Origin of the sequence: Flavobacterium jejuense (assembly GCF_006491595.2) — a bacterium.
GTDB lineage: Bacteria > Bacteroidota > Bacteroidia > Flavobacteriales > Flavobacteriaceae > Flavobacterium > Flavobacterium jejuense.
On record NZ_VEVQ02000011.1, the window covers coordinates 107187 to 129585 of the forward strand.

17 protein-coding genes are annotated in these 22399 nt (G+C 31.5%); 10 read left to right on the forward strand and 7 right to left on the reverse strand.

All coding sequences use genetic code 11. The features are described from left to right. Both FIA58_RS15850 and FIA58_RS15855 read right to left on the reverse strand, forming a co-directional pair. On the reverse strand, positions 1-1320 hold the full coding sequence (locus FIA58_RS15850) for a prenyltransferase/squalene oxidase repeat-containing protein (RefSeq protein ID WP_140963552.1): 1320 nt from the start codon (positions 1318-1320) through the stop codon (positions 1-3). 30 nt (positions 1321-1350) lie between these two features. Continuing rightward, positions 1351-1905: a rhodanese-like domain-containing protein gene (locus FIA58_RS15855; RefSeq protein ID WP_140963554.1), complete on the reverse strand. Its 555-nt coding sequence runs from the start codon at positions 1903-1905 to the stop codon at positions 1351-1353. 145 nt (positions 1906-2050) lie between these two features. Between FIA58_RS15855 and FIA58_RS15860 the strand changes: the two genes are divergently transcribed. From FIA58_RS15860 to FIA58_RS15875, 4 genes are read left to right on the forward strand one after another with little or no spacing between them, the layout of a single operon-like run. Continuing rightward, positions 2051-3892, forward strand: coding sequence for a tetratricopeptide repeat-containing sensor histidine kinase (locus FIA58_RS15860; protein WP_140963557.1), 1842 nt, complete (start codon positions 2051-2053; stop codon positions 3890-3892). Then, a complete protein-coding gene (locus tag FIA58_RS15865; RefSeq protein ID WP_140963559.1) occupies positions 3889-4638 on the forward strand; it encodes a LytR/AlgR family response regulator transcription factor in 750 nt (249 codons plus the stop codon). Before FIA58_RS15860 ends, FIA58_RS15865 begins: the two co-directional genes overlap by 4 nt. A 7-nt stretch (positions 4639-4645) precedes the next feature. Continuing rightward, positions 4646-5275, forward strand: a complete 630-nt coding sequence (locus FIA58_RS15870) for a GldM family protein (RefSeq protein ID WP_140963562.1) — start codon at positions 4646-4648, stop codon at positions 5273-5275. A gap of 36 nt (positions 5276-5311) precedes the next feature. Beyond that, on the forward strand, positions 5312-6160 hold the full coding sequence (locus tag FIA58_RS15875) for a phytanoyl-CoA dioxygenase family protein (protein WP_140963565.1): 849 nt from the start codon (positions 5312-5314) through the stop codon (positions 6158-6160). Between the two features lie 2 nt (positions 6161-6162). Here FIA58_RS15875 and radA read toward each other — a convergent pair whose 3' ends face one another. From radA to panC, 5 genes are all read right to left on the reverse strand, one after another. Beyond that, complete coding sequence (gene radA / locus FIA58_RS15880; RefSeq protein WP_140963568.1) at positions 6163-7524, reverse strand: DNA repair protein RadA; 1362 nt, start codon at positions 7522-7524, stop codon at positions 6163-6165. A gap of 6 nt (positions 7525-7530) precedes the next feature. After that, a complete protein-coding gene (locus FIA58_RS15885; RefSeq protein WP_140963570.1) occupies positions 7531-8745 on the reverse strand; it encodes an alpha/beta hydrolase in 1215 nt (404 codons plus the stop codon). 71 nt (positions 8746-8816) lie between these two features. Further along, a complete protein-coding gene (locus FIA58_RS15890; RefSeq protein WP_140963572.1) occupies positions 8817-9755 on the reverse strand; it encodes a lysylphosphatidylglycerol synthase transmembrane domain-containing protein in 939 nt (312 codons plus the stop codon). Positions 9756-9778: 23 nt separating this feature from the next. After that, positions 9779-10129 carry an aspartate 1-decarboxylase gene (gene panD / locus FIA58_RS15895; protein ID WP_140963575.1) on the reverse strand — a complete coding sequence of 117 codons (351 nt, stop codon included), beginning with the start codon at positions 10127-10129 and terminating at the stop codon, positions 9779-9781. A gap of 64 nt (positions 10130-10193) precedes the next feature. Further along, the gene (gene panC / locus FIA58_RS15900; RefSeq protein ID WP_140963577.1) at positions 10194-11042 is read right to left on the reverse strand and encodes a pantoate--beta-alanine ligase; all 849 of its coding nucleotides are present in this window, start codon (positions 11040-11042) and stop codon (positions 10194-10196) included. A gap of 107 nt (positions 11043-11149) precedes the next feature. Between panC and FIA58_RS15905 the strand changes: the two genes are divergently transcribed. The 6 genes from FIA58_RS15905 (at position 11150) to FIA58_RS15930 (ending at position 22398) form a co-directional block, all read left to right on the forward strand. Then, a complete protein-coding gene (locus FIA58_RS15905; protein ID WP_140963579.1) occupies positions 11150-11956 on the forward strand; it encodes a glycogen/starch synthase in 807 nt (268 codons plus the stop codon). 18 nt (positions 11957-11974) lie between these two features. Then, a complete protein-coding gene (locus tag FIA58_RS15910; protein ID WP_140963580.1) occupies positions 11975-13612 on the forward strand; it encodes a DUF4270 domain-containing protein in 1638 nt (545 codons plus the stop codon). Between the two features lie 8 nt (positions 13613-13620). Beyond that, entirely contained in the window at positions 13621-15468 is a 1848-nt protein-coding gene (gene glmS, locus FIA58_RS15915; protein ID WP_140963583.1) for a glutamine--fructose-6-phosphate transaminase (isomerizing), read from the forward strand. A 152-nt stretch (positions 15469-15620) separates the two neighbouring features. Further along, positions 15621-17132, forward strand: coding sequence for a F0F1 ATP synthase subunit beta (atpD, locus tag FIA58_RS15920; protein WP_140963584.1), 1512 nt, complete (start codon positions 15621-15623; stop codon positions 17130-17132). A gap of 63 nt (positions 17133-17195) precedes the next feature. After that, the gene (locus tag FIA58_RS15925; protein ID WP_140963587.1) at positions 17196-17477 is read left to right on the forward strand and encodes a F0F1 ATP synthase subunit epsilon; all 282 of its coding nucleotides are present in this window, start codon (positions 17196-17198) and stop codon (positions 17475-17477) included. A gap of 91 nt (positions 17478-17568) precedes the next feature. Further along, positions 17569-22398, forward strand: a complete 4830-nt coding sequence (locus FIA58_RS15930) for a VPS10 domain-containing protein (protein WP_140963589.1) — start codon at positions 17569-17571, stop codon at positions 22396-22398. Position 22399 lies beyond the last annotated feature (1 nt).

The window sequence follows — 22399 nt, forward strand, 5'->3', positions numbered from 1 at the left end:
TTATTTTTGTAAAGATTGAATGTCGTTTTCGATGCTTAAGATTAATAGACTTGTTGCTGTACAAAATACTGGACTAGTGATACAGTGATGACCGTTCCAACTTCCATCTTGATTTTGAATTTTAATTAGTTTTCCAGCAACATTATCGTACCATTTTTTCCAATCGTCATCTTTTTTAACAACCATTGATTCGCCCGTTTGTAAGAAACTTAAAAATTCTTCTCCACCATTGTTTCCAAAACCATTCATCACGTCTTCTTGTATCGCTTTTACTTTTGCTGATTTATAGACTTTATCTGCAACAGTATAAGAAGCTGCTTTTTCTCTAGCTACACCCAATTTTTCTAAGTTTTCAGTAGTTAATTTGGCATCTTTCTCAATTTTTCCGGTCTTTTTCCCTTCTTCTAAGATTTCTTGTGCTTCTTTTGCTTCTGTAGCACTTCCACGAACAGAACTACTTACAGCATATAAAACAACTCCAGCTCCATCTTCTGCTTTTACTTCTTCCGTTTCAGTATTATAATTGCTTTTTTGATAATTTCTAGAGGCATCTAATTTTTCTTTGTCCACTTTAATGTTTTTGTTTTTTGAAGCTTGCTCTAAGCTCGAACTTGCAAAAGACGATTGTAGTACACCTGCCCAACCAGCTCCTTTTACTTTCCCACTAGAGTCGGAAGATTTCTCAATTTTATCCACACAACTTTGAATTCCTTTTTCTACTCTAGTTTGTAGTTCTTTATCATTTATAGTTTCCGCGACTTGATTTAAAAATTGTAAGGTTAAGACAGTGTCAATATTTTCACCTAATTTCCTTTGAATTTGAGTACCTCTTATCTGTGTAATAAAGGGTTGATCTTTATTGTTTTCAATTTCTTTTAAAAGGAATTCAAGTGCATTTTTTAAATTGGCACTGTGTTTTCCACTTTGAATAGTATAGCCACAACGATATAAAGACATTGCTGCCATTGCTGTTGTAGCAGGATCTGAACTTACTGCATGTGGGTTCATTTCTCTTTGGTTGTTATGAGAACCTGCTCCCCAACCGCCATCTTTATTTTGTGCGCTAATAATCCAATTTTCTCCTGCAGTAATTTTTTCAGAATACGTATTTTCAATTTTATAATTGGAATACCCTTCAACGGATTGTTCACCCATAACAGACATGAATACACATGGCTTTTCTTCTGTTGGGTTAACCGCCAAAAAAGATTCTTTTTCAGTACTATTTTTGCCTTCTAAAACACGGTTTGAAAGCCAAGCTAATGAAGTTAAAGCTACAATTGCTGTAACTGTTAAGATTTTTGATTTTTGATTTTTCATAATGTTATGTTTTTAAATTGTTATGCTTAATTAGATTGCTGTACCTTCAAAGGTGATTTTTCGGTCCAAGGATGAAATTAATTCTGATAATTCATAGACATTCTTATAACCATATCCGTAAAGAGTAATGAAAGTTGGAATGTTTAATGCCAATGAGATTGGTTTGGGTTGTGTCTCTTTTTTTGGTAAAGAAATTTTTGATGCAAAGAAAATAGGTTCATTATCTATGTTGTTATTGCAATAGATTAATACTCTAGTATGGAATGAAGGAATTATTTGAGCCAAATTATCTTGAGTGAAATCAGAAAAGTTCAAATGAATGGCTCCTTTTATGTGCTTTTTATCGTACATTTCTTTGGAGCGTGTATCTAAAATAATTGTATTTGCATTTTTAGAGAATTTTTCAAAGGTTGACCAATTAATCAATCTGTCTTTTCTGTAGTTTTTTACTTCAATTGTTAGTTTTTCAAAAGCATAGTAATCCACTATTGAAGGAGTAAAATTGCTTGATGAATCTTGTGCTGTATTAAAAGTAAAAAAAGGTAAAGTGATCATTAGTAGTACTGTTATTAAATTAGTTTTCATGTTTTCGTTGTTATTTGATTCAAATTTAGTGAGATAGTAAAAGCGATTTTTGGAGACTTGGTGAAACCCAACTTTGACTTGGTAAACACTTTTAAATATGAATGCTAAAAGATTTATCTTTACATTAGTATAATTGAGAACTAAAATGACACATAGAAACACACTATATATAATTGTTATCCTTAGCCTGATGTCTTTACAGATGCATGCACAAGACTCTATTAAAAAGAAAGCAAGCAAGGTGTCTTTGTCCAATTCTGTGAAGAAATTAGAAAGATCTATTGATACAAATGACGATTACAAAACAGCAAAGAATTATGAAGAATTGGCTTTGGTATACCAAAAAAAAGGAGATTTAGGCAAAGCAGAAGAATATTATAAAAAGGCAGAAGCGATTTATGCCAAATTAAAAAAAGCAGAAGAAAAAACAAGAGTAACTCGTGCTATTGCACAAACTCAAGAAAAGCAAAACAAGACTATTCCTGCCATTCAAAGTTATGAAAGTGCTGGAAGCATTGCAGATGATGAAATTTCCCAACAATTGAATTATAATGATGCCAACCGATTGCGAAATCAAAGCAATCCAAAAGCACAATCGGATTATATCAATTCGAACATTCAATTGCTAGAGGAAAAGTCGAAAGACAAAAGTGTGACTTCCGCAAAAAAAGAAAATATAAAGGAAGAAGTTGCAAAAGCATACGTTCAAAAAGCAGAAGCGGATTTGTCTAATGCCGAATCTGAAGAGGCAATTGAAAGCTATAAAAGTGCTTTAGATTATGTAGACAACAAACCAGAAGAAATAGCCATCAAAAATAAAATTGCTGAAGTTTATAAGGAAGAAAATCAGTTAGGTAAGGCTTTAACCATCAATTTAACCCTTTTAGAAGAAGCAAAAAAGAGCAACGATTTTGAAACGGAAATAAAGCAATTACAAGAAGTTGCTACTATCTATTTTCAAGTCAATCAACCAGAAAATGCGATTCAATCTTTAAAAGAATCGTATGCTTTAGCTAGTAAAAACGGAAATACAAAAGAGGTTAAAAACAGTTTAAATCAATTGGTTGCCTACTATAAATCGAAAGGAAATGATGCAGAAAGCATGCTTTTGTATGATGATTTTATAACCAATTTTGATAAGATTGTTGCAGCTGATAGTTCGTTAATTGATGATAAGGTTTTCCAAATTTCCGAAAAGAAAATTCTACAATTGGAAAAAGAAAAAGCGTTGAAAGATGAATTAATAACCAAGAAAAATAAGTTCAATTATTTCTTGATTGGTTCGCTTATCTTACTTTTTATCTTTTTTGCCTTGATTGTAAAAGCCTTGTATTCGATTAAAACAAAAAATAAGAAAATAGCTTTGCAATCCTTGCGAAGAGAAATGAATCCGCATTTTATTTTTAATAGTTTGAATAGTGTGAACCAATTCATCTCGGAAAATAAAGAATTGGAAGCCAATAAATATTTGAGTTCGTACTCTAATTTGATGCGTAACATGATGGAAAATTCCAATAAAGATTTTATCAGTTTAAGTAACGAAATAGAACAATTGAAAAAGTATTTGGATTTAGAGCATTTGCGTTTTCAAGACAAATTTGACTATCAAATTACAGTGGATGAAAATATCGATAGCGAAGTTACTTTTATTCCCAACATGATTTTGCAACCTCATTTAGAAAATGCGATTTGGCATGGTTTGCGTTATAAAGAAGAAAAAGGGAATTTATTATTGAAATTTGAGTTGTTTCAGAAGAATGTACAAATTAGTATTGATGATGATGGTATTGGGTTAACCCAAAGTAAAGCCTTAAAAACGATTAATCAAAAAGTGCATCAATCTAGAGGAACTACAAATACATTGGAACGTATAAAATTACTGAACGATTTGTACAAAATGAATATTACGTTTTCTATAACCGAAAAACAAGCACCAGAAACCGGAACTATTGTTGTAATTTCGGTTCCATTACTAGATAAAATATGACAGGATTACAAAAAATAAGAAGTGTTATTGTAGAAGATGAAACGGCTGCGAGAGAAGTCTTAAAAAACTATCTTAAAAAGTATTGTCCGCAAGTGGAAGTAATAGGTGAAGCAGCTAATATTAAAGAAGCCGTTCCTTTATTGCATGAAGTGGAGCCACAATTGGTTTTTTTAGATGTTGAAATGCCTTTTGGAAATGCTTTTGACGTTTTAGAAGCTTGTAAAGATTTGCAATTTGAAACTATTTTCGTAACTGCTTTTTCTGAATATTCTTTAAAGGCTTTGAACCAAAGTGCAGCTTATTATTTACTAAAACCCATTAGTATAGAAGAATTGATTTTGGCCGTGAATAAAGTCCAACAGCAAATAACCAATCACGATTTACTCAATCGAAATAAAATCATAGTAGAAAATTTCAGAGAACCCAAACCTGAAAAACAACAAGTTATTTTACCCACATTAGAAGGTTTTGAAGTAGTATTAATGAAAAACATTGTAAGACTAAAAGGAAATGGCAACTTCACGGATTTGTTTTTAGTAGATGGTTCCAAAAAAATGGTTTGTCGTTTTTTAAAACACTTTTCAGAAATTTTGCCTTTTCCTTTTATGAGAGTGCATAAATCGCATATCATCAACATCAATTTTGTAAAATCGTATAACAAAGGAGGTTTTATTACGTTACAAGACGAAGCAGAAATTGAGGTTTCTAGTACTTATAAAGAGGAGTTTTTGAGTAGGTTTAAGTGATCTAAATATGAAAAAGCTATTATTACTAATTTTTGTCTTTTGTTTTCAAACTATTTTTAGCCAAAAAGTGGTTGTAAGAACTTTTTTTGATTATGGTGTTTTATATTATGGAGTTCAAAATCCTGTTGATATTATAGTTGAAGGAGAAAAATGTAAAGACTTGAAAATTATAGTTGATGATAAAATAATTAGTGGAAATAACTGTAATTATACTATTTTACCAAAGAAAATAGGAGAGATAGAAATTGCTATTTATAAGAAAAGTAAATTAGTAGGAAAACAAAAATTACAAGTAATAGATATAATTCCTGTTGCTACTTTAACTGCTCCAGAAAATGAAAATGGAGAAAAAATCATACAAAATGCTCATAATCTCACTTTTTTATTTAAGGGGTTAACCTGTTCTGATATCAATATTCCTAAGTTAGAATATAAAGTGACAATAATTAGAAAAGATAAAGTTGTATTTTCTAATGTATTTCACAAAAGAGTATTTACTGAAGAATTAAGAAAAGAACTACAAACGCTTCAAAAAGAAGATTTGATTTTATTTACAGATATAAAAGTAACACTTATAAATGATTTACAGCTTACTTCTGAAAGTCTTGTTTTTAGGATAACATATGACAACTTTTAATTTTATTAAGGGAAAACAAACACAGTCATCATTTTTATGAATAAATACATCACATCAGAACAATTCAACCAATTTAAAGAAGAAGGTTTTGTTAAGATAACCGACTGTTTATCTACTGAGTTATTAAAGAAACTACAATTGTTTATTGATGAGGTAGTTGCTGATGAAAATGATACTCAGAAAGTGACACTTCAAGTTGACGACAAAAAATTTGTTACCAATATTCAATTATTGGGATACAAAAACAATTTAACTTGCTTGGAGTTATTGGCTTCTCCTTTTTTATTAGAAGTGGCTCAAACTATTTGTGGAGCAGATTTTTTTTGTTTACAAGAATTTGCAGTGATTAAAAATTTAGGAGATAATTTACCAGTTTTATGGCATCAAGACATGATTCATCAAAGAACGGGATATTGTTTCATGGTAGGTGTTTATTTAGATGATGCTAATACGAATGATGGAGCACTTAAGGTAATTCCAAAAAGCCACATAAGTAATAAAAACATTTGTGATGTAATAAAAGAAGAATATGTCGAAATTCCTATGCAAGCTGGTGACATTCTTGTGCATGACATGATGTTGGTCCACAGTTCTGAACCTTTGCAAGTTAATCAAAAAAGAAGAGTCGTTTATTTTGAGTTTTTATCAGCTACTCAAGTTGAAAAAGAAGGAATTTATTCCAATGAATTAGTTGCGAATAGAACTAATTTACTGAACGTTGCTTTAAGTTATTATAAACAACAAAACCCTTTATTGCAACAGTTTCATTGGAAATCAGCCAACCGACAACATTTTGAAACCGTAGAAGCAATGAGGGTTGCTCTTGATGAAATATATGCCATTCCTATTCAAGGAAAACCTTCTAATTATTGTTTTGAGATGTAATTTTACCCAAACAATACACTAACTACATCTTCAATCTTAGCTACTAAAACGACTTTTATACTAGTGTTTTTTAGTGAAATTTTATTGTGTTTGGAAACTAAAATAGTTGTAAACCCTAATTTTTCCGCTTCTTGAATGCGTTGGTCTATTCTATTTACAGGTCTTATTTCTCCAGAAAGACCAACTTCTCCTGCAAAACAAAAACCTTCTTCTATACCAATGTCTTCATTGGAAGATAAAATAGCTGCTACAACTGCTAAATCAATTGCAGTGTCATCCACAGAAATGCCTCCGGTCACATTTAAGAAAACATCTTTGGTTCCTAATCGAAAACCCGCTCGTTTTTCTAAAACGGCTAAAATCATATTCAATCTTTTAGCATTGTAGCCAGTGGTACTGCGTTGAGGTGTTCCATAAACAGCCGAACTAACTAGTGACTGAATTTCTATCATTAAAGGACGCATGCCTTCTAAAGTACAAGCTATAGCTGTTCCAGAAAGCGCTTCGTCTTTGTGTGAAATTAATATTTCAGAAGGATTCTCAACTTCTCGTAAACCGTTGCCTAACATTTCATAGATACCTAGTTCAGCTGTGGAACCAAATCTATTTTTTAAAGAACGAAGTATTCTGTAGACATGATTTCTGTCTCCTTCAAATTGGAGAACGGTATCAACCATGTGTTCCAATATTTTCGGTCCAGCAATGGTGCCATCTTTTGTGATATGACCAATTAAGATTACAGGAACGTTGGATTCTTTGGCAAACTTAATCAACTCAGCTGTGCATTCTCTAATTTGTGAAATACTTCCTGCAGTAGATTCAATATAATCGGTATGAAGGGTTTGAATGGAATCAATAATTACAATTTCAGGTTGCATTTCTGCAATTTGTCTGAAAATGTTTTGAGTTTTGGTTTCTGTAAGGATGTAACAGTTGTCGCTATTGGGAACAATACGTTCCGCACGCATTTTTATTTGTTTCTGACTTTCTTCACCAGAAACATAAAGCGTTTTATAAGGTAATTTCAAAGAAATTTGAAGTAAAAGCGTACTTTTTCCAATGCCAGGTTCACCTCCTAAAAGTGTTAGTGATCCAGGAACTAATCCACCACCTAAAACTCGATTTAATTCACCATCAGTTGTGTTTAATCGAATTTCTTGAGAAGAATCTATTTCTTTAATTAATAAAGGTTTGGCCGTTTTTGAAGTGGTTTTAGATTCATTTTTCCAAGTAACTTTTTCTTCTTTCTGAATCACTTCTTCAACAATGGTGTTCCATTCTTTACAGGCATGACATTGGCCTTGCCATTTTGAAAAAGAAGTACCACAATTTTGACAGAAAAAAGCTGTTTTTACTTTTGCCATATTTAATTATTCACCTTCTTTTTTTTCTTCACCATTTTCTTCTGGTAAAGGTTCTGCATATTCCTCAACAGTAGATTTGTCTTCTTTATCTTTCAAACTTTCTGATTTATCAAGCATAAAAGATCTAGTTATTTCTCTAATTTCAGTTAAAGCATATCCTTTTTTGTACTCTTTAGACGCTTTTTTAAACTCACCAGATTTTTCATAGTATAACGCTTGGTGGTACGTTCCTAAGGTTGTTTTTGGGTATTGCTTTTCTGCATATTTACTTAAGTCTTGTAATTCTAAATAAGCTTTGTTTTTAAGAATAGCAGCTTCAATGGCTTTAAAATCGGTTAAACGAGGTTTTAATTTTAATCCGAATTTTTCTTCAAGTTTAGTATACTTGTCAATAAGATATTGGGTGTAGCCTTTGTCTAGAGTAGCTATCTTTTCTTTGTATTCCATCATAGAAATAGGTTGGTAACCTTGGAAAATAAAATATAAAGCTTGAGGAATGGCTTGTGCGACTAATGAATAATGAGTGGCTCCTTTAAATTGATCAAATTGATAACTAAAAGTTTTATTAGGAATGGCCGAAATGTTTTTATCTAATGATTTCGCTCCTTGAATAATATCGGTTAAGTCTCCTTGACCAATAGCAAGGTAATAGAAAATAGGCTTTTTAATTATTGCCAAGCGCTCAGCTACTCTTTTGTCCATTTGAGGAGCTAGTTCAGGAGCCAATGAAATATATCCGTTAAAAACAGGATCATCTTTATATAAGTAAAAATTTAAAAAACTAGCAGTAGTGTCATGTCCAGCAATTATTCTGAAAGGTTGCGTTCTGTATTTTCCTTCGATATAAGGTAATAATTCAAAACCTATAAATTCAAAAAATTTAGCCCCTTTTCCAGAAGGTAAACCCGTTCCATCATAATCACTATCATCAAAACGCTTTTCATCATAATTTTGATTAATAGCTACTATTATCATTTCTGGTAAATCGTCCCAATAATTTCCATATTTTAAAATTCCATCAAATGGATTTAATAAATATTCTCCGTCAAGTAAAACTAGAACTGGAAATTTTTTTTCCACATCAAATTCATAATTTGGTGGAAGTGAAACAGTGAATGTTCTTTCTTCTTCTAATTTTTTAGACTGTATAGATTCTGTAATTCTTTGGGAGAATGTGAAAGAAGTTGTTAAAATAAATAGTAAAAGAAATTTTGTTTTCATTTTTATATGTTTTATTTTTTGTACCAATTTTAGCTATTGAAAACAGCTTTTAATAAGTGGCAATATACTAATTAATTTTTATTGAAAATATTCAAAAGTAAATAAGAAGTTAACCCTAAAACAATAGTAAGTAAGGTTTGTGAAGTCCAGATAATCCAACCCAATGCTGTTCCAGCACCTTCAGCTATTCCATATAGCACTAATACTTTTGCTATAGATATTGGGAAAGCTCCAACTCCACCATTTGTAAACCCAACAGCTAGTGTTCCAAAAATGAATCCCATAATTACAACGTCAAATGTAATATTTGCAGTTTCTGGTATAGAAAAAACACAAACATAAAACATCATTAAATAGGAAAACCAAATGAAGAAAGAATGTGCTAAGTACTTCCATTTTGTTTTCATCTTTAAGATGCTAGTCATTCCTTCTACTAATCCATTGAATTTGCTTTTTATTTTAAGAATTATTGGCCATTTTGCCCATCTCCATATAAATAAAAAAAAAATCAAACCAATACAACCAACAGCTAAGAGTAATATTATTTTATTGGGCGAAACATGTGAAAATATGAATGCGCTAATTTTTTCAAACTGTAGTAGAAAAGCGGTAATTACAAACAGTAGAAAAATAAGTAAATCAACCACTCTTTCAGCCACAATGGTTCCAAAACCTTTATCAAATGGGACGCCTTCATATTTTTTTAAAATCATGGCTCTGCTAATTTCACCAGAACGGGGAATCGTTAAGTTTAATAAATAGGAAATGCTAACTGCAAAAAAAGAATTATGAAACTTGGGCTGAAACCCTAAATGATTTAATGAGTATTTCCATCTATATGCTCTTGACCAATAGCCAAATAGAGAAATTAGTATGGATAAAAAGACATAAAAGTAATTGGCGTTTCTAAAGTAACTTTTAATTCGCTCCAACTCCGTTTCATTAAATGAAGAGAATTGATAATAAATCAAACCTATCCCAATTAATAATGGAATACATGTTTGTAGCATTTTTTTTAATGAAAAAGTCAAAATTAAGTCAATGAGTTATCTTTTTCATTGGGAAAAACTAAAGAAGGTTTGAATTTTTTAGCTTCTTCAAAATCCATAGAGGCGTAAGAAATAATAATGATAATATCTCCTCTATGAACTTTTCTTGCAGCAGGTCCATTTAGTGTAATTTCACCTGTATTTCTTGGTCCTTTGATAGCGTAAGTTTCTAAACGTTCTCCATTATTAATGTTAACGATTTGTACTTTTTCACCTTCAATAATGTTTGAAGCTTCCATTAACGTTTCATCAATGGTAATACTTCCTATATAATTCAAATCGGCTCCTGTAACGGTAACGCGATGAATTTTCGATTTTACTACTTGAATATGCATGGTGCAAAGTTAATTATTTTGTATAAATTAATTATTTTTTTTTAGTAAATGTGTTATTTCTTCTTTAGTTCATAACAATAGTATCGATTAATCTAATGTTATCAATAAAAACAGCTATAAAGCCTCTGTATTTTTTCTTTTTATTTTTTCTTTTGCAGATAGTTAATGTTTCTTCCTCTGCAATTTCAAAATATTCTAAAGTGAATTCATTTTCTTTTTTAAAAGTTTCTTCAACTATTTTTGTAACTTCTTGAGCTGATTTAGTAGTAAAAAGGTTTTTTGCTTTTTGTAGTGTTTTAAAAATTAAAGCTGCTTTTTCTCTTGATTCAGAAGACAAACGTTCGTTTCTGGAACTCATGGCCAAACCATTGTTTTCTCTAAAGATTGGACAGCCTATTATTTGTACTGGGAGTTTGTATTTTTTTACTAATGTTCTTACAATTTGCAATTGTTGGAAGTCTTTTTCTCCGAAATAAGCCTTTGTAGGTCTTACAATTTCGAAAAGTCTTTTTATAATTGTTCCTACACCATCAAAATGCCCTACTCTGTGTTTGCCTTCCATCTTTAATTCCAAACCGTTAAAATTAAATTTTTCGGATGCTATGTTTTCTTCATAAATATCTTTAACGGAAGGAGCGTATATGATAACAGGTTTGTTTAAAGTTTGTATTTTTTGAGTATCAGAATCTAAAGTTCTTGGATATTTATCTAAATCTTCTTTGTTATTAAATTGGGTTGGATTTACAAAAATACTCACTACAGTAATGTCGTTTTCTTTTGTAGATAGTTCTATTAAAGATAGATGGCCTTGGTGAAGTGCTCCCATCGTTGGAACAAATCCAATGGTTTTATTTTCTTTTATTAATGAACTTAAATGTGATGATAAAACGTTCTTTTCGGTAAAAACGACCATAAGGTTTTATATTAATTAGGATGCAAACTTACTATTTTACTAGATAAATCCATAAATTTTTGTAATTTTGCATGTTTTTTAAAAACAAATGTTAAACAAAATAAATTATGGAAGAAAAGAGGATATTGTATGTATCATCTGAAGTGGTGCCTTATTTAGCAGAGAACGAAGTTTCGTTGCAATCATATGAATTTCCAAAAATGATCAATGACATTGGTGGGCAAATAAGAATATTTATGCCTAGATATGGAAATATAAATGAAAGAAGACATCAATTACATGAAGTCATTCGTTTGTCAGGAATGAATCTAGTGGTTAATGATATGGATATGCCTCTTATTATAAAGGTTGCTTCAATTCCTAAAGAAAGAATTCAGGTTTATTTTATTGATAATGATGAGTATTTTAAAAGAAAAGCTACTTTTACAGATGAAGAAGGTGTTTTGTATCCAGATAATGATGAAAGAGCCATCTTTTTCGCAAAAGGAGTAGTTGAAACAGTTAAAAAGTTAAACTGGGTTCCAGATGTAATTCATGTTCATGGCTGGATGGCGTCATTATTGCCTGTTTATTTAAAACATTATTACAAAAACGAAGGTATTTTTGCAGATACAAAAATTATTACTTCGGTTTATAATTTAGGTTTTGAGGGAGAATTAAATAAAGAATTAGTTGGGAAAATGAGTTTTGATAATATTTCAAAAGATATTACAAAAGAAATTCAAAGTCCTAATTATGAGAATTTAATGAAGCTTACAATAGATCATTCAGATGGTGTAGTTGTGGGGTCTGATGGCTTAAATCCAACTTTAACAAAATATATAGAAACTTCAGGAAAACCTTTTTTACCTTTCGCCACTAAAGATAAAGTGAGTGAGTTATATACTGAGTTTATCAAGAAACATATTTTATAAATTACCTTTTTTAATTACATGAAAAAAATTGTTTTAAATAGTGCTCTGGTATTGAGTGTGATGTTTTTGATTTCTTGTGACAAAGATTTTAATACTTTGGGCTCTGATGTTATTGGTGATGATCATTTTGGGTTAGAAAGAAGAGATGATTTTAATGTGATAGCTTATACTAAAAGAACAGGTGCTGTGCAATCTAATAATTTACCTACGAATATGTTGGGTTTTTATAAAGATGATTATTTTGGCACTACAAAAGCTACTTTTGTAACACAACTGTCTTTAGTTGCGACAAATCCAGATTTTGGAATTGAAAGATCGATTCAAACAAATGATTCAATATATTTATATGTGCCATATATAAGTACTAAAACAGAGACCGCTACTGGGATAGAGGCTAATACTTATGAGTTAGGATCGGTTTTTGGAGATATGGATACCTCGTTTGATTTGAAGATTTTTGAAAACGGTTATTTTTTGAGAGATTTTGATGCTGTTGATCCAACAGTTCGTCAGAAATATTATTCAAATGAAAATACCACTTTAATTGAACCTAATTTAGTGGGTTCTCAATTGAATAATTCAACTGAGGTTTCTGAAAACTCAAGTTTTAAATTTAGTAATGAAGAAATTATTATTTATAAAACAGATGGTAATGGTCAATATCTAAATAGTTCTGGAGTAGTAACCACTGTGGATTCTGAGAGAGTAGTTAAAGAAAGATTAGCACCAGGAATGTGGATTAATTTAGATAAGACTTTTTTTGAAACAAAAATTATTAATGCTTCACGGTCTGATTTGTTGAATAATAATATTTTTAAAGAATATTTTAAAGGGTTGTATTTTCAAGTTGATGCTAATTCTAATACAAATGCTTTGGCTTTGTTAGATTTTTCAAAAGGATATGTTACAGTTCAATATCATTCTAAAGCTGCAGAAACAACTGATGAATTAAAGAAAAAGTCATTAAAATTAAATTTATCTGGTAATACAGTTAACTTTTTTGAAAATGATTTTTCTACTGAATATGATAATAAGCTAGGCGCTTCAAATAGTACTACAGGAGATGAGTTGTTGTATCCAAAAGGAAGTGATGGTTCGGTTGTTTTTATCGATTTATTTGGTCCAGATACCAATAGTAATAACATTCCTGATGAGTTAGAGGAATTAAGAGCAGAAAATATTTTACTAAATGATGCTTTTTTAACTTTCTATGTTAAAAACAATGGACAAAAAAATGCAACTAGAGTTTATTTGTATGATGCTACTAATAACACTGCTTTGTTAGATTATATATTTGATAGTTCTACTACAGCTAATCCGAAAAATAATAAATTCCTTTTCGGGGGAATCTTAGAAGTGGATGAAAATAATGCCGATTTAGGTATAAAATTTAAAATCAGATTGACAAGTCACATTAATAATGTTATTAATGGCGAAAATGAAAATACTAATAAAAATGTTCGACTAGGCTTATCTGTGACAGAAAATATTGCTAATTCAGCTAGTTATAATGTTTTAAATCCAATTAGTTTTGGAAATGAAAAACTTCCAGTGGGGTCAATTATAAATCCACTTGGAACAGTTGTTTACGGTAATAATACGACAGATGAGGCTAAAAAATTGAAGTTGGAAATTTATTATACAAAACCTAATTAATTAATTTTATGTGTGGAATTGTAGGTTATATAGGTCATAGAGATGCTTATCCAGTTTTAATCAAGGGTTTAAAAAGATTAGAATATAGAGGGTATGATAGTGCAGGTGTTGTATTGTATGATGGGACAGAAATAAAGTTGTCTAAAACAAAAGGTAAGGTTTCTGATTTAGAAGCTAAAGCTGAAAAGGAAAATACTAAGGTTGGTAAAATAGGAATGGGACATACACGTTGGGCAACTCATGGTGTGCCAAATGATGTTAATTCTCATCCACATTATTCTAATTCTGGGAATTTAGTAATTATTCATAATGGAATTATTGAAAATTATGAACCTATAAAGAAAGAATTAATTAAAAGAGGTTATTCTTTTCAATCTGATACCGATACAGAAGTTTTAGTGAACTTGATTGAAGATGTAAAGAAAAAAGAGAAGGTGGGTTTAGGAAAGGCAGTTCAGATTGCTTTGAACCAAGTTGTAGGAGCTTATGCTATTGCCGTTTTTGATAAAGAAAAACCAAATGAAATAGTAGTTGCTCGATTAGGAAGTCCTTTAGCGATTGGTATAGGTGAAGATGAATTTTTCATCGCTTCTGATGCTACACCTTTCATTGAGTATACTTCAAATGCTATTTATTTAGAGGATGAAGAAATGGCTATTGTGCGTTTGCATAAGCCAATGAAAGTTCGTAAAATTAAAGACGATTCTTTAGTGGATCCTTATGTTCAAGAGTTGCAAATGAATTTGGAACAAATTGAAAAAGGAGGATATGAGCACTTTATGTTGAAAGAGATATACGAACAACCAAGTGTTATTAAAGATACTTATAGAGGAAGGCTTTTGGCTAACAAAGGTATAATTCAAATGGCTGGTGTTGAAGATAATCTTGAAAAGTTTCTTAATGCAGAAAGAATAATTATAGTTGCTTGTGGAACTTCTTGGCATGCTGGCTTAGTTGCTGAATATATCATTGAAGAATTTGCAAGAATACCAGTTGAAGTAGAATATGCGTCTGAATTCAGATATAGAAATCCTATTATTAATAAAGAGGATGTAGTAATTGCAATTTCTCAATCTGGAGAAACGGCTGATACATTAGCTGCTATAAAATTAGCTAAAGAAAACGGAGCATTTGTATTTGGTGTTTGTAATGTAGTGGGATCTTCTATTTCTAGAGAGACACATGCAGGAGCTTATACACATGCAGGTCCTGAAATTGGAGTTGCATCTACAAAGGCATTTACAACTCAGATAACAATTTTAACCCTTTTGGCTTTGCGTTTGGCTAAAGCTAACGGTAAAATGACGAATTCAGATTACCAACGTTATTTGTTAGAATTAGAATTAATTCCAGAAAAAGTAGCAGAAGCATTAAAAACAAATGATGTAGCTAAAGAGATTGCAAAAATTTATAAAGATGCTCCTAATTGTTTGTATTTAGGAAGAGGGTATAATTTTCCAGTGGCCTTAGAAGGAGCTTTAAAATTAAAAGAGATATCATACATACATGCAGAAGGGTATCCAGCTGCAGAAATGAAACACGGACCAATTGCTTTAATTGATGAATCAATGCCAGTGGTTATTATTGCGCCTAATAAAGGTCATTATGATAAGGTCGTAAGTAATATTCAAGAAATTAAATCTAGAAGTGGTAAAATTATTGCGGTTGTTACCAAAGGAGATACACAAGTGAAAGCTTTAGCAGATCATGTAATTGAAATTCCAGAAACAACAGAAGCGTTAACTCCATTATTGACTACAATTCCTTTACAACTATTGTCTTATCACATTGCTGTAATGAGAGGTTGTAATGTGGATCAACCTAGGAATTTAGCAAAATCGGTTACCGTAGAATAGCATTTTTAGAGCGAAAAAGTATTTTTTCGCTTTTTTATTGCAAAAAATTCAAAAAATAAATTGCAAAATTGTTTACAAAAAAACTATCTTTGCACTCTGAAAAATAGAAGTGTTTTTCAATACTAAATAGCTATTTAATAAATACATAAGCAATGTCTAAAGTTACAGGAAAAGTTGCAAAAATTATCGGACCAGTTGTTGACGTGGTATTTAACACGGAAAATGCTGAGCTTCCTAAAATTTATGATTCATTAGAAATCACTAAAGCAGACGGAACAAAATTAGTATTAGAAGTACAATCTCACATTGGTGAAGATACTGTTCGTACAATCTCTATGGATTCTACAGATGGTTTATCTAGAGGGCAAGAAGTTGTTTCTTTAGGAACACCAATTCAGATGCCTATTGGTTCTGAAGTGTTTGGTCGTTTATTTAATGTAATTGGTGATGCAATTGACGGTTTAGGAGATTTACCTAAAGAAGGTTCAAATGGTTTACCAATACATAGACCAGCACCAAAATTTGAAGATTTATCAACTTCTACAGAAGTTTTATTTACAGGTATCAAAGTAATTGACCTTATTGAACCTTATGCTAAAGGAGGTAAAATTGGTCTTTTTGGTGGAGCTGGAGTAGGTAAGACAGTATTAATTCAAGAGTTGATTAATAATATTGCAAAAGGTCACGGAGGTCTTTCTGTATTCGCAGGAGTAGGAGAAAGAACTCGTGAAGGAAATGATCTTTTAAGAGAGATGTTAGAATCAGGAATTATCAAATATGGTGATGATTTCATGCATTCTATGGAAGAAGGTGGATGGGATTTGTCTAAAGTGGATAAAAACATCATGAAAGACTCTAAAGCTACTTTCGTATTCGGTCAAATGAATGAACCACCTGGAGCACGTGCTCGTGTTGCTTTATCTGGTTTGACTATTGCTGAATATTTCCGTGATGGAGCTGGAGATGGTCAAGGAAAGGATGTACTTTTCTTTGTTGACAATATCTTCCGTTTTACACAAGCTGGTTCTGAAGTTTCTGCCTTATTAGGGCGTATGCCATCTGCAGTAGGTTACCAACCTACATTGGCAACTGAAATGGGAGCAATGCAAGAACGTATTACTTCAACTAAAACAGGATCTATTACATCAGTACAAGCTGTATACGTACCTGCTGATGATTTAACTGACCCTGCACCAGCAACAACATTTGCTCACTTAGATGCCACAACAGTATTATCTCGTAAAATTGCTGAGTTAGGTATATATCCAGCGGTAGATCCATTAGATTCTACTTCTCGTATTTTAACTCCAGAAATTTTAGGTAAAGAGCATTATGGTTGTGCACAACGGGTAAAAGAAATTTTACAACGTTACAAAGAATTACAAGATATTATTGCGATTCTTGGTATGGAAGAATTATCAGAAGATGATAAGTTGGTTGTATCAAGAGCACGTCGTGTACAACGTTTCTTGTCTCAACCATTCCACGTTGCAGAACAGTTTACGGGAATTCCTGGTGTATTAGTAGATATCAAAGAGACTATCAAAGGATTTAATATGATTATGGATGGTGAATTAGATCACTTACCTGAGGCAGCATTTAACCTTAAAGGTTCTATTGAAGAAGCTATTGAAGCTGGAGAGAAAATGTTGGCAGAAGCATAAACCATTTAGGAATTGGCAGTATTCTGAGATGATGCCAAGCACTAATCACTAATCACTAGAAAAATGATTTTAGAAATAGTATCACCTGAAGCTACATTATTTAAAGGAGAAGTTACATCAGTAGCAGTTCCAGGAGTAAATGGTGAGTTCCAAATGTTAAATAATCACGCACCTATTGTGTCGTTATTAGTTAAAGGGAATATTAAAATAAATGCTCAAAACTTGAAAATTCAAAAAGAATTTCTTTCTAAATTCAATAAAGTAAATGAGCAAACATTTTGGTTACCAATACAATCTGGAACAATCGAAATGAAAGATAATAAAGTTATTGTTTTAGCTGACTAAAATAATGATAAAAGATAACTATAAGCCTTACAATTTGTAAGGCTTATTTTTTTTTATAATATTTGCCTTTTTACAAATAGACATACAGAGAATGAAAAAACTACTATTATTAACCATGTTTTTTTATTATTGTTTTTCTTTTTCCCAAAATAATTGGCAAGAATGGATGCATAATAAGAATGTTAGCTTTCATGTAATTCAAAATGATTTTGATTTATACTATAATCAAAACATAAGAGATTCAAAAAAGATTCCTAAAGGGAAAGGAATTAAACAATTTAAAAGATGGGAGTATTATTGGGAAAAAAGAGTTGATGAAAATGGCAATTTTCCTAGAGAGGGTAGTGTTTTAGAAGAAATTCAAAAATATAGAAATTCAAGATCTAATTTTACTAATAGATATGTTGCAGGATCAGGGAATTGGTCAATTACAGGCCCTGTTGCTTCACCAAGCAATGGTACTGGTCAGTTAAATGGAAATGGAAGGGTGAGTAGTATTGCTTTTCATCCAAGTGATCCAAATACAATATATGTAGGAGCTCCCTCGGGTGGATTTTGGAAATCAACAGATAATGGTACAACTTGGACTGAATTCTCAAATGGATTAACTCGTTTAGGTGTCTCATCAATAGTAATTAATCCATCAAACCCTGATATTATTTATATAGGAACAGGAGATAGAGATAGTGGTGATGCTCCAGGATATGGTGTTTGGATTAGTACTGATGGAGGTGTTACTTGGAATCCTCGTAATTCGGGTATGGGAAATAGAACTATTAATGAACTATTGATGGATCCTTCTAATCCTAATATTATGTTAGCAGCGAGTTCAAATCAGGTAATTTACAGGACAGTTAATGGAGGTGTAAGTTGGACTGCTTCCGCATCGTTAGGGAATAATCCTAAGGATATAGCTTTCCATCCAACAAATTCAAATATTGTATATGTTTCTGGAACTAGATTTCATAAATCTACAGATGGAGGAGTAACTTTTACTCAGATAACAAATGGTGTACCAACGGGTTCTCAAAGAATCGCTTTAGCTGTATCGGTAAATCAACCTAACTGGGTTTATTTATTAGCTGGTGGTGGGAATGGATTAATTGAAATTAGTCGATCAATTGATAGTGGTGATAATTTTGCAACAAGAACAACATCGCCTAATATTTTAGGATATGCAACAAATGGATTAGATACTGCTAGTCAGGCTTGGTATGATTTAGTTATTGCAGCTGACCCTGCTGATGCCAATATTATTTATACAGGTGGTGTAAATCTTTGGAAATCTACAGATGGAGGTGCAACAATGACATGCGCTTCTTACTGGGTAGGACCTAGTGGATCAATTGATGGTGTTCATGCAGATCAACATGCTTTGGAATTTTCTCCTCATACAAATGATTTGTATAATGGAAATGATGGAGGAATATACTTTACTACAGATAGTGGCTCTAATTGGAATGATATCAGTAGTGGTCTAGCAATAGCTCAAGTTTACAAAATAGGAGTTTCACAAACGGTTGGAAATACAGTTATAAATGGGTATCAAGACAATGGAACCTCTGTCAATAGAACTGGTGTGTTTACTACTGAAATAGGTGGAGATGGTATGGAATGCATTATAGATCCTACAGATGAGAGTTACATGTATGGGGCTTTGTATTATGGAGATATTAGAAGATCTACTAATGGAGGAGCTACTTTTTCAACAATTGCGGATAATGGTACAAATGGAATTACAGAAACAGGAGGTTGGGTTACACCATATAAACTGGATCCTAATAATTCTTCAAGAATGTTTGTAGGGTATGATAATATTTGGAGATCAAATGATGTTAAAACACCTGCTTCAAATGCTATAACTTGGGATCAAATATCTAGCTTTGGTGGCACATCAAATATAGTAGATTTAGCAATAGCACCTTCTAATAGTAGTGTAATGTATGTTTCTAGAAATGCTTCAGATAGGTTTTATTCAACAACTAATGCTTTAGCTGGCTCTCCTTCATGGACAAACTTAACAGCTAATTTACCAGTAAGCTCTACTCCTAAAGATATTGAAATTGATCCAGTAGACTCTAATCATTTATTTATAGCATTAGGGAATGATATCTATGAGTCTATAGATGCAGGTATGAATTGGACAAATATTTCAGGAACTTTACCTAATATTTCTTTAAATACTATAGTAATTGATCCGTCAAGTACTGTGGAAGCTATGTATGTAGGAATGGATGTAGGTGTTTATTATAAAGATTCCAATTTATCAGATTGGGTATCCTATTCAGACGGTTTAGCTAATTTAGAGATTACGGAATTAGAAATTTATAATAATACAGCAGAATGCAAAAGTAGTTTGTTTGCAGCTACTTATGGTCAAGGTTTGTGGGTTAGTGATTTGAAAGATCCTGGGAATGTAGCTCCAACAGCTTGTTTTGAAGCAAATACAACTAATGGTTGTACAGGAACAGATTTTATTTTAACTGATAATTCTGATTTTTTACCCACTTCATGGACTTGGGCAATATCACCTGCAACTGTTACATATGTAAATGGAACATCAGCAACTTCACAAAACCCAGAAGTTAGATTTACAAATGCTGGATTTTATACTGTTGAATTAACTGCTACAAATTCGAATGGATCTAATACTAATACAAAGATTTCCTACATAGAAGTTACTGCTGGAACTGTAGCAATTGCTTTTAATGAAGATTTTGAAGGAGAAACTTTGTGTCCTACAACTAGTGATTGTGGAACAACAATATGTGGGTTATCAGGATTTTGGACTAATTTAGTAAATGGGACAGATGATAATATAGACTGGAGAGTAGACGAAGGAGGAACTCCATCTACTGGTACAGGACCAAGTATAGATTTTAATCCTGGAACAGCTACTGGAAATTACGTTTATCTAGAAGCATCTTCTTGTAGTACTCAGACTGGTATTTTGGAAAGTCAATGTATGATCATCGATCAAGGTTATGATTTTAAATTTGCTTATCATATGTATGGAACTAATGTAGGTAGTTTACATCTTGATATCTTTGAAGATGGTTTATGGCAAGAGGATATAGTTACAGCTTTTTCAGGTGATTTGGGTAATATTTGGAATATTGCGAGTGTAGATTTAGTACCTTATATTGGGAAGACAATAAAAATAAGATTAAGAGGAATTACAGGAAATGGTTTCGCTTCTGATATAGCCATAGATGATATTCAGTTAACACCTAAATGCTCAAACACGACAACATGGAATGGTTTGGTTTGGTCAGATGGAACACCAACTATTACAACACCAGTAGTTATTAATGGAGATTATAATACAAATTTAAATTCTAGTTTTTCATGTTGTAATTTATTAGTTAATTCAGGTTTTGTATTAAATATTGATGATTCAGACTATATAGTAGTTAATAATGAGGTTGTTAACAATGGAACCTTAAATGTTAAAAATAATGGTTCTCTAATACAAATTAATGATATAGACGCAAATGTTGGGTCTATTTCTTACGAAAGAGTTGCAAATATACGCTTACAAGATTATGTCTTTTGGTCATCACCAATTAAGAATTTTAATGTAGATGCTATTTCTCCTTTAACACCTGCTGGGAAAATATTTAAATGGGATCCTGTTTTTGCTAATCCAAATGGAGCTCAAGGATATTGGATAAATACTCCATCAGAAATTATGACTCCTGGATTAGGTTATATTGTAAGAGGACCAAGTACTTTTACAAATACTGCTCAAGATTTTACAGTAGTATTCGAGAACGGAGCACCTAATAACGGAATTATTTCAATTCCAATCTCAAGAGGAAATTATACAGGAACTGATTATACAGGGGCAAACACGGTTACCATTACTAGATTTGATGATAATTGGAACTTAATTGGAAATCCATATCCTTCTTCAATAAATGCTCTGGATTTTTTAAACTTAAATAGTACAAAAATTGAAGGTGCAGTTAGAATTTGGACTCACGGAACATTGCCAACTGGAGCTAATTCAAATCCATTTTATGGGAATTATGCTTCTAATTATTCCGTTACAGATTTTATTGTTTATAATGGAACAGGTACAGTAAGCGGTCCATCTGGCTTTAATGGATATATAGCAGGTGGTCAAGGTTTCATGGTTCTTATGAATGATGGGGCAACAACTACAGACAATATTGAATTTAATAACTCATTAAGAAGTGAAACTTATTTAAATAGTCAGTTTTATAGAGCGAATACTAGTTCAGATGAAAAAAGTAGAATATGGTTAGATTTATCAAATGATGCTGCTATTTCAGACCGAACCTTAATAGGCTATGTGGAAGGAGCTACTAATTCAAAAGATAGGCTATATGATGCTTTTACCAAAGTAGATTTTAATCAACAAAGGATATATTCGTTTATTGGTAATGATAAAATGTTAATTCAAGGATTCGGATTACCATTTTCAGAAGAAGACATTATTCCTTTAGGGATAAATATCCCAATAGCTGGCAATTATAGTATTTCAATTCATGCTGTTGATGGTCTTTTTAGTGACAAACAAGTTTTTGTAGAAGATTTACAGTTGCATACAATTACAGATATTTCTAACCAACCGTACACTTTTTATTCAGAAGTAAATCAAATTAATGATAGATTTTTATTAAAATTTACAAATTCAATACTCTCTAATACAAATTTTGATATAAGTTCTAATGCCATAATAGTCAGTGGAATAGATCAATTAGATATTGAATCAAAGAATGAAAAAATAAAAGATATTGTAATTTATGACGTTTTAGGAAGAGAACTTACAGAGAAAAGAAATGTTAATTCGCAAAAATGTGAAGTAAATACTTTAGTTAAGTCAAATACTACTTTATTTATTAGAATTACTCTTGAAAACAATCAAGTCATTTATAAAAAATATTTATTTTAAA

What these genes read in the sequence shown, in the direction of transcription:
- FIA58_RS15875 (WP_140963565.1), top strand. Translation starts at nt 5,312, where the DNA reads ATGAATAAATACATCACATCAGAACAATTCAACCAATTTAAAGAAGAA.
- FIA58_RS15850 (WP_140963552.1), bottom strand. Translation starts at nt 1,320, where the DNA reads ATGAAAAATCAAAAATCAAAAATCTTAACAGTTACAGCAATTGTAGCT.
- FIA58_RS15910 (WP_140963580.1), top strand. Translation starts at nt 11,975, where the DNA reads ATGAAAAAAATTGTTTTAAATAGTGCTCTGGTATTGAGTGTGATGTTT.
- FIA58_RS15870 (WP_140963562.1), top strand. Translation starts at nt 4,646, where the DNA reads ATGAAAAAGCTATTATTACTAATTTTTGTCTTTTGTTTTCAAACTATT.
- FIA58_RS15905 (WP_140963579.1), top strand. Translation starts at nt 11,150, where the DNA reads ATGGAAGAAAAGAGGATATTGTATGTATCATCTGAAGTGGTGCCTTAT.
- radA (WP_140963568.1), bottom strand. Translation starts at nt 7,524, where the DNA reads ATGGCAAAAGTAAAAACAGCTTTTTTCTGTCAAAATTGTGGTACTTCT.
- atpD (WP_140963584.1), top strand. Translation starts at nt 15,621, where the DNA reads ATGTCTAAAGTTACAGGAAAAGTTGCAAAAATTATCGGACCAGTTGTT.
- FIA58_RS15855 (WP_140963554.1), bottom strand. Translation starts at nt 1,905, where the DNA reads ATGAAAACTAATTTAATAACAGTACTACTAATGATCACTTTACCTTTT.
- panD (WP_140963575.1), bottom strand. Translation starts at nt 10,129, where the DNA reads ATGCATATTCAAGTAGTAAAATCGAAAATTCATCGCGTTACCGTTACA.
- FIA58_RS15930 (WP_140963589.1), top strand. Translation starts at nt 17,569, where the DNA reads ATGAAAAAACTACTATTATTAACCATGTTTTTTTATTATTGTTTTTCT.
- FIA58_RS15890 (WP_140963572.1), bottom strand. Translation starts at nt 9,755, where the DNA reads ATGCTACAAACATGTATTCCATTATTAATTGGGATAGGTTTGATTTAT.
- FIA58_RS15865 (WP_140963559.1), top strand. Translation starts at nt 3,889, where the DNA reads ATGACAGGATTACAAAAAATAAGAAGTGTTATTGTAGAAGATGAAACG.
- FIA58_RS15925 (WP_140963587.1), top strand. Translation starts at nt 17,196, where the DNA reads ATGATTTTAGAAATAGTATCACCTGAAGCTACATTATTTAAAGGAGAA.
- FIA58_RS15885 (WP_140963570.1), bottom strand. Translation starts at nt 8,745, where the DNA reads ATGAAAACAAAATTTCTTTTACTATTTATTTTAACAACTTCTTTCACA.
- panC (WP_140963577.1), bottom strand. Translation starts at nt 11,042, where the DNA reads ATGGTCGTTTTTACCGAAAAGAACGTTTTATCATCACATTTAAGTTCA.
- FIA58_RS15860 (WP_140963557.1), top strand. Translation starts at nt 2,051, where the DNA reads ATGACACATAGAAACACACTATATATAATTGTTATCCTTAGCCTGATG.
- glmS (WP_140963583.1), top strand. Translation starts at nt 13,621, where the DNA reads ATGTGTGGAATTGTAGGTTATATAGGTCATAGAGATGCTTATCCAGTT.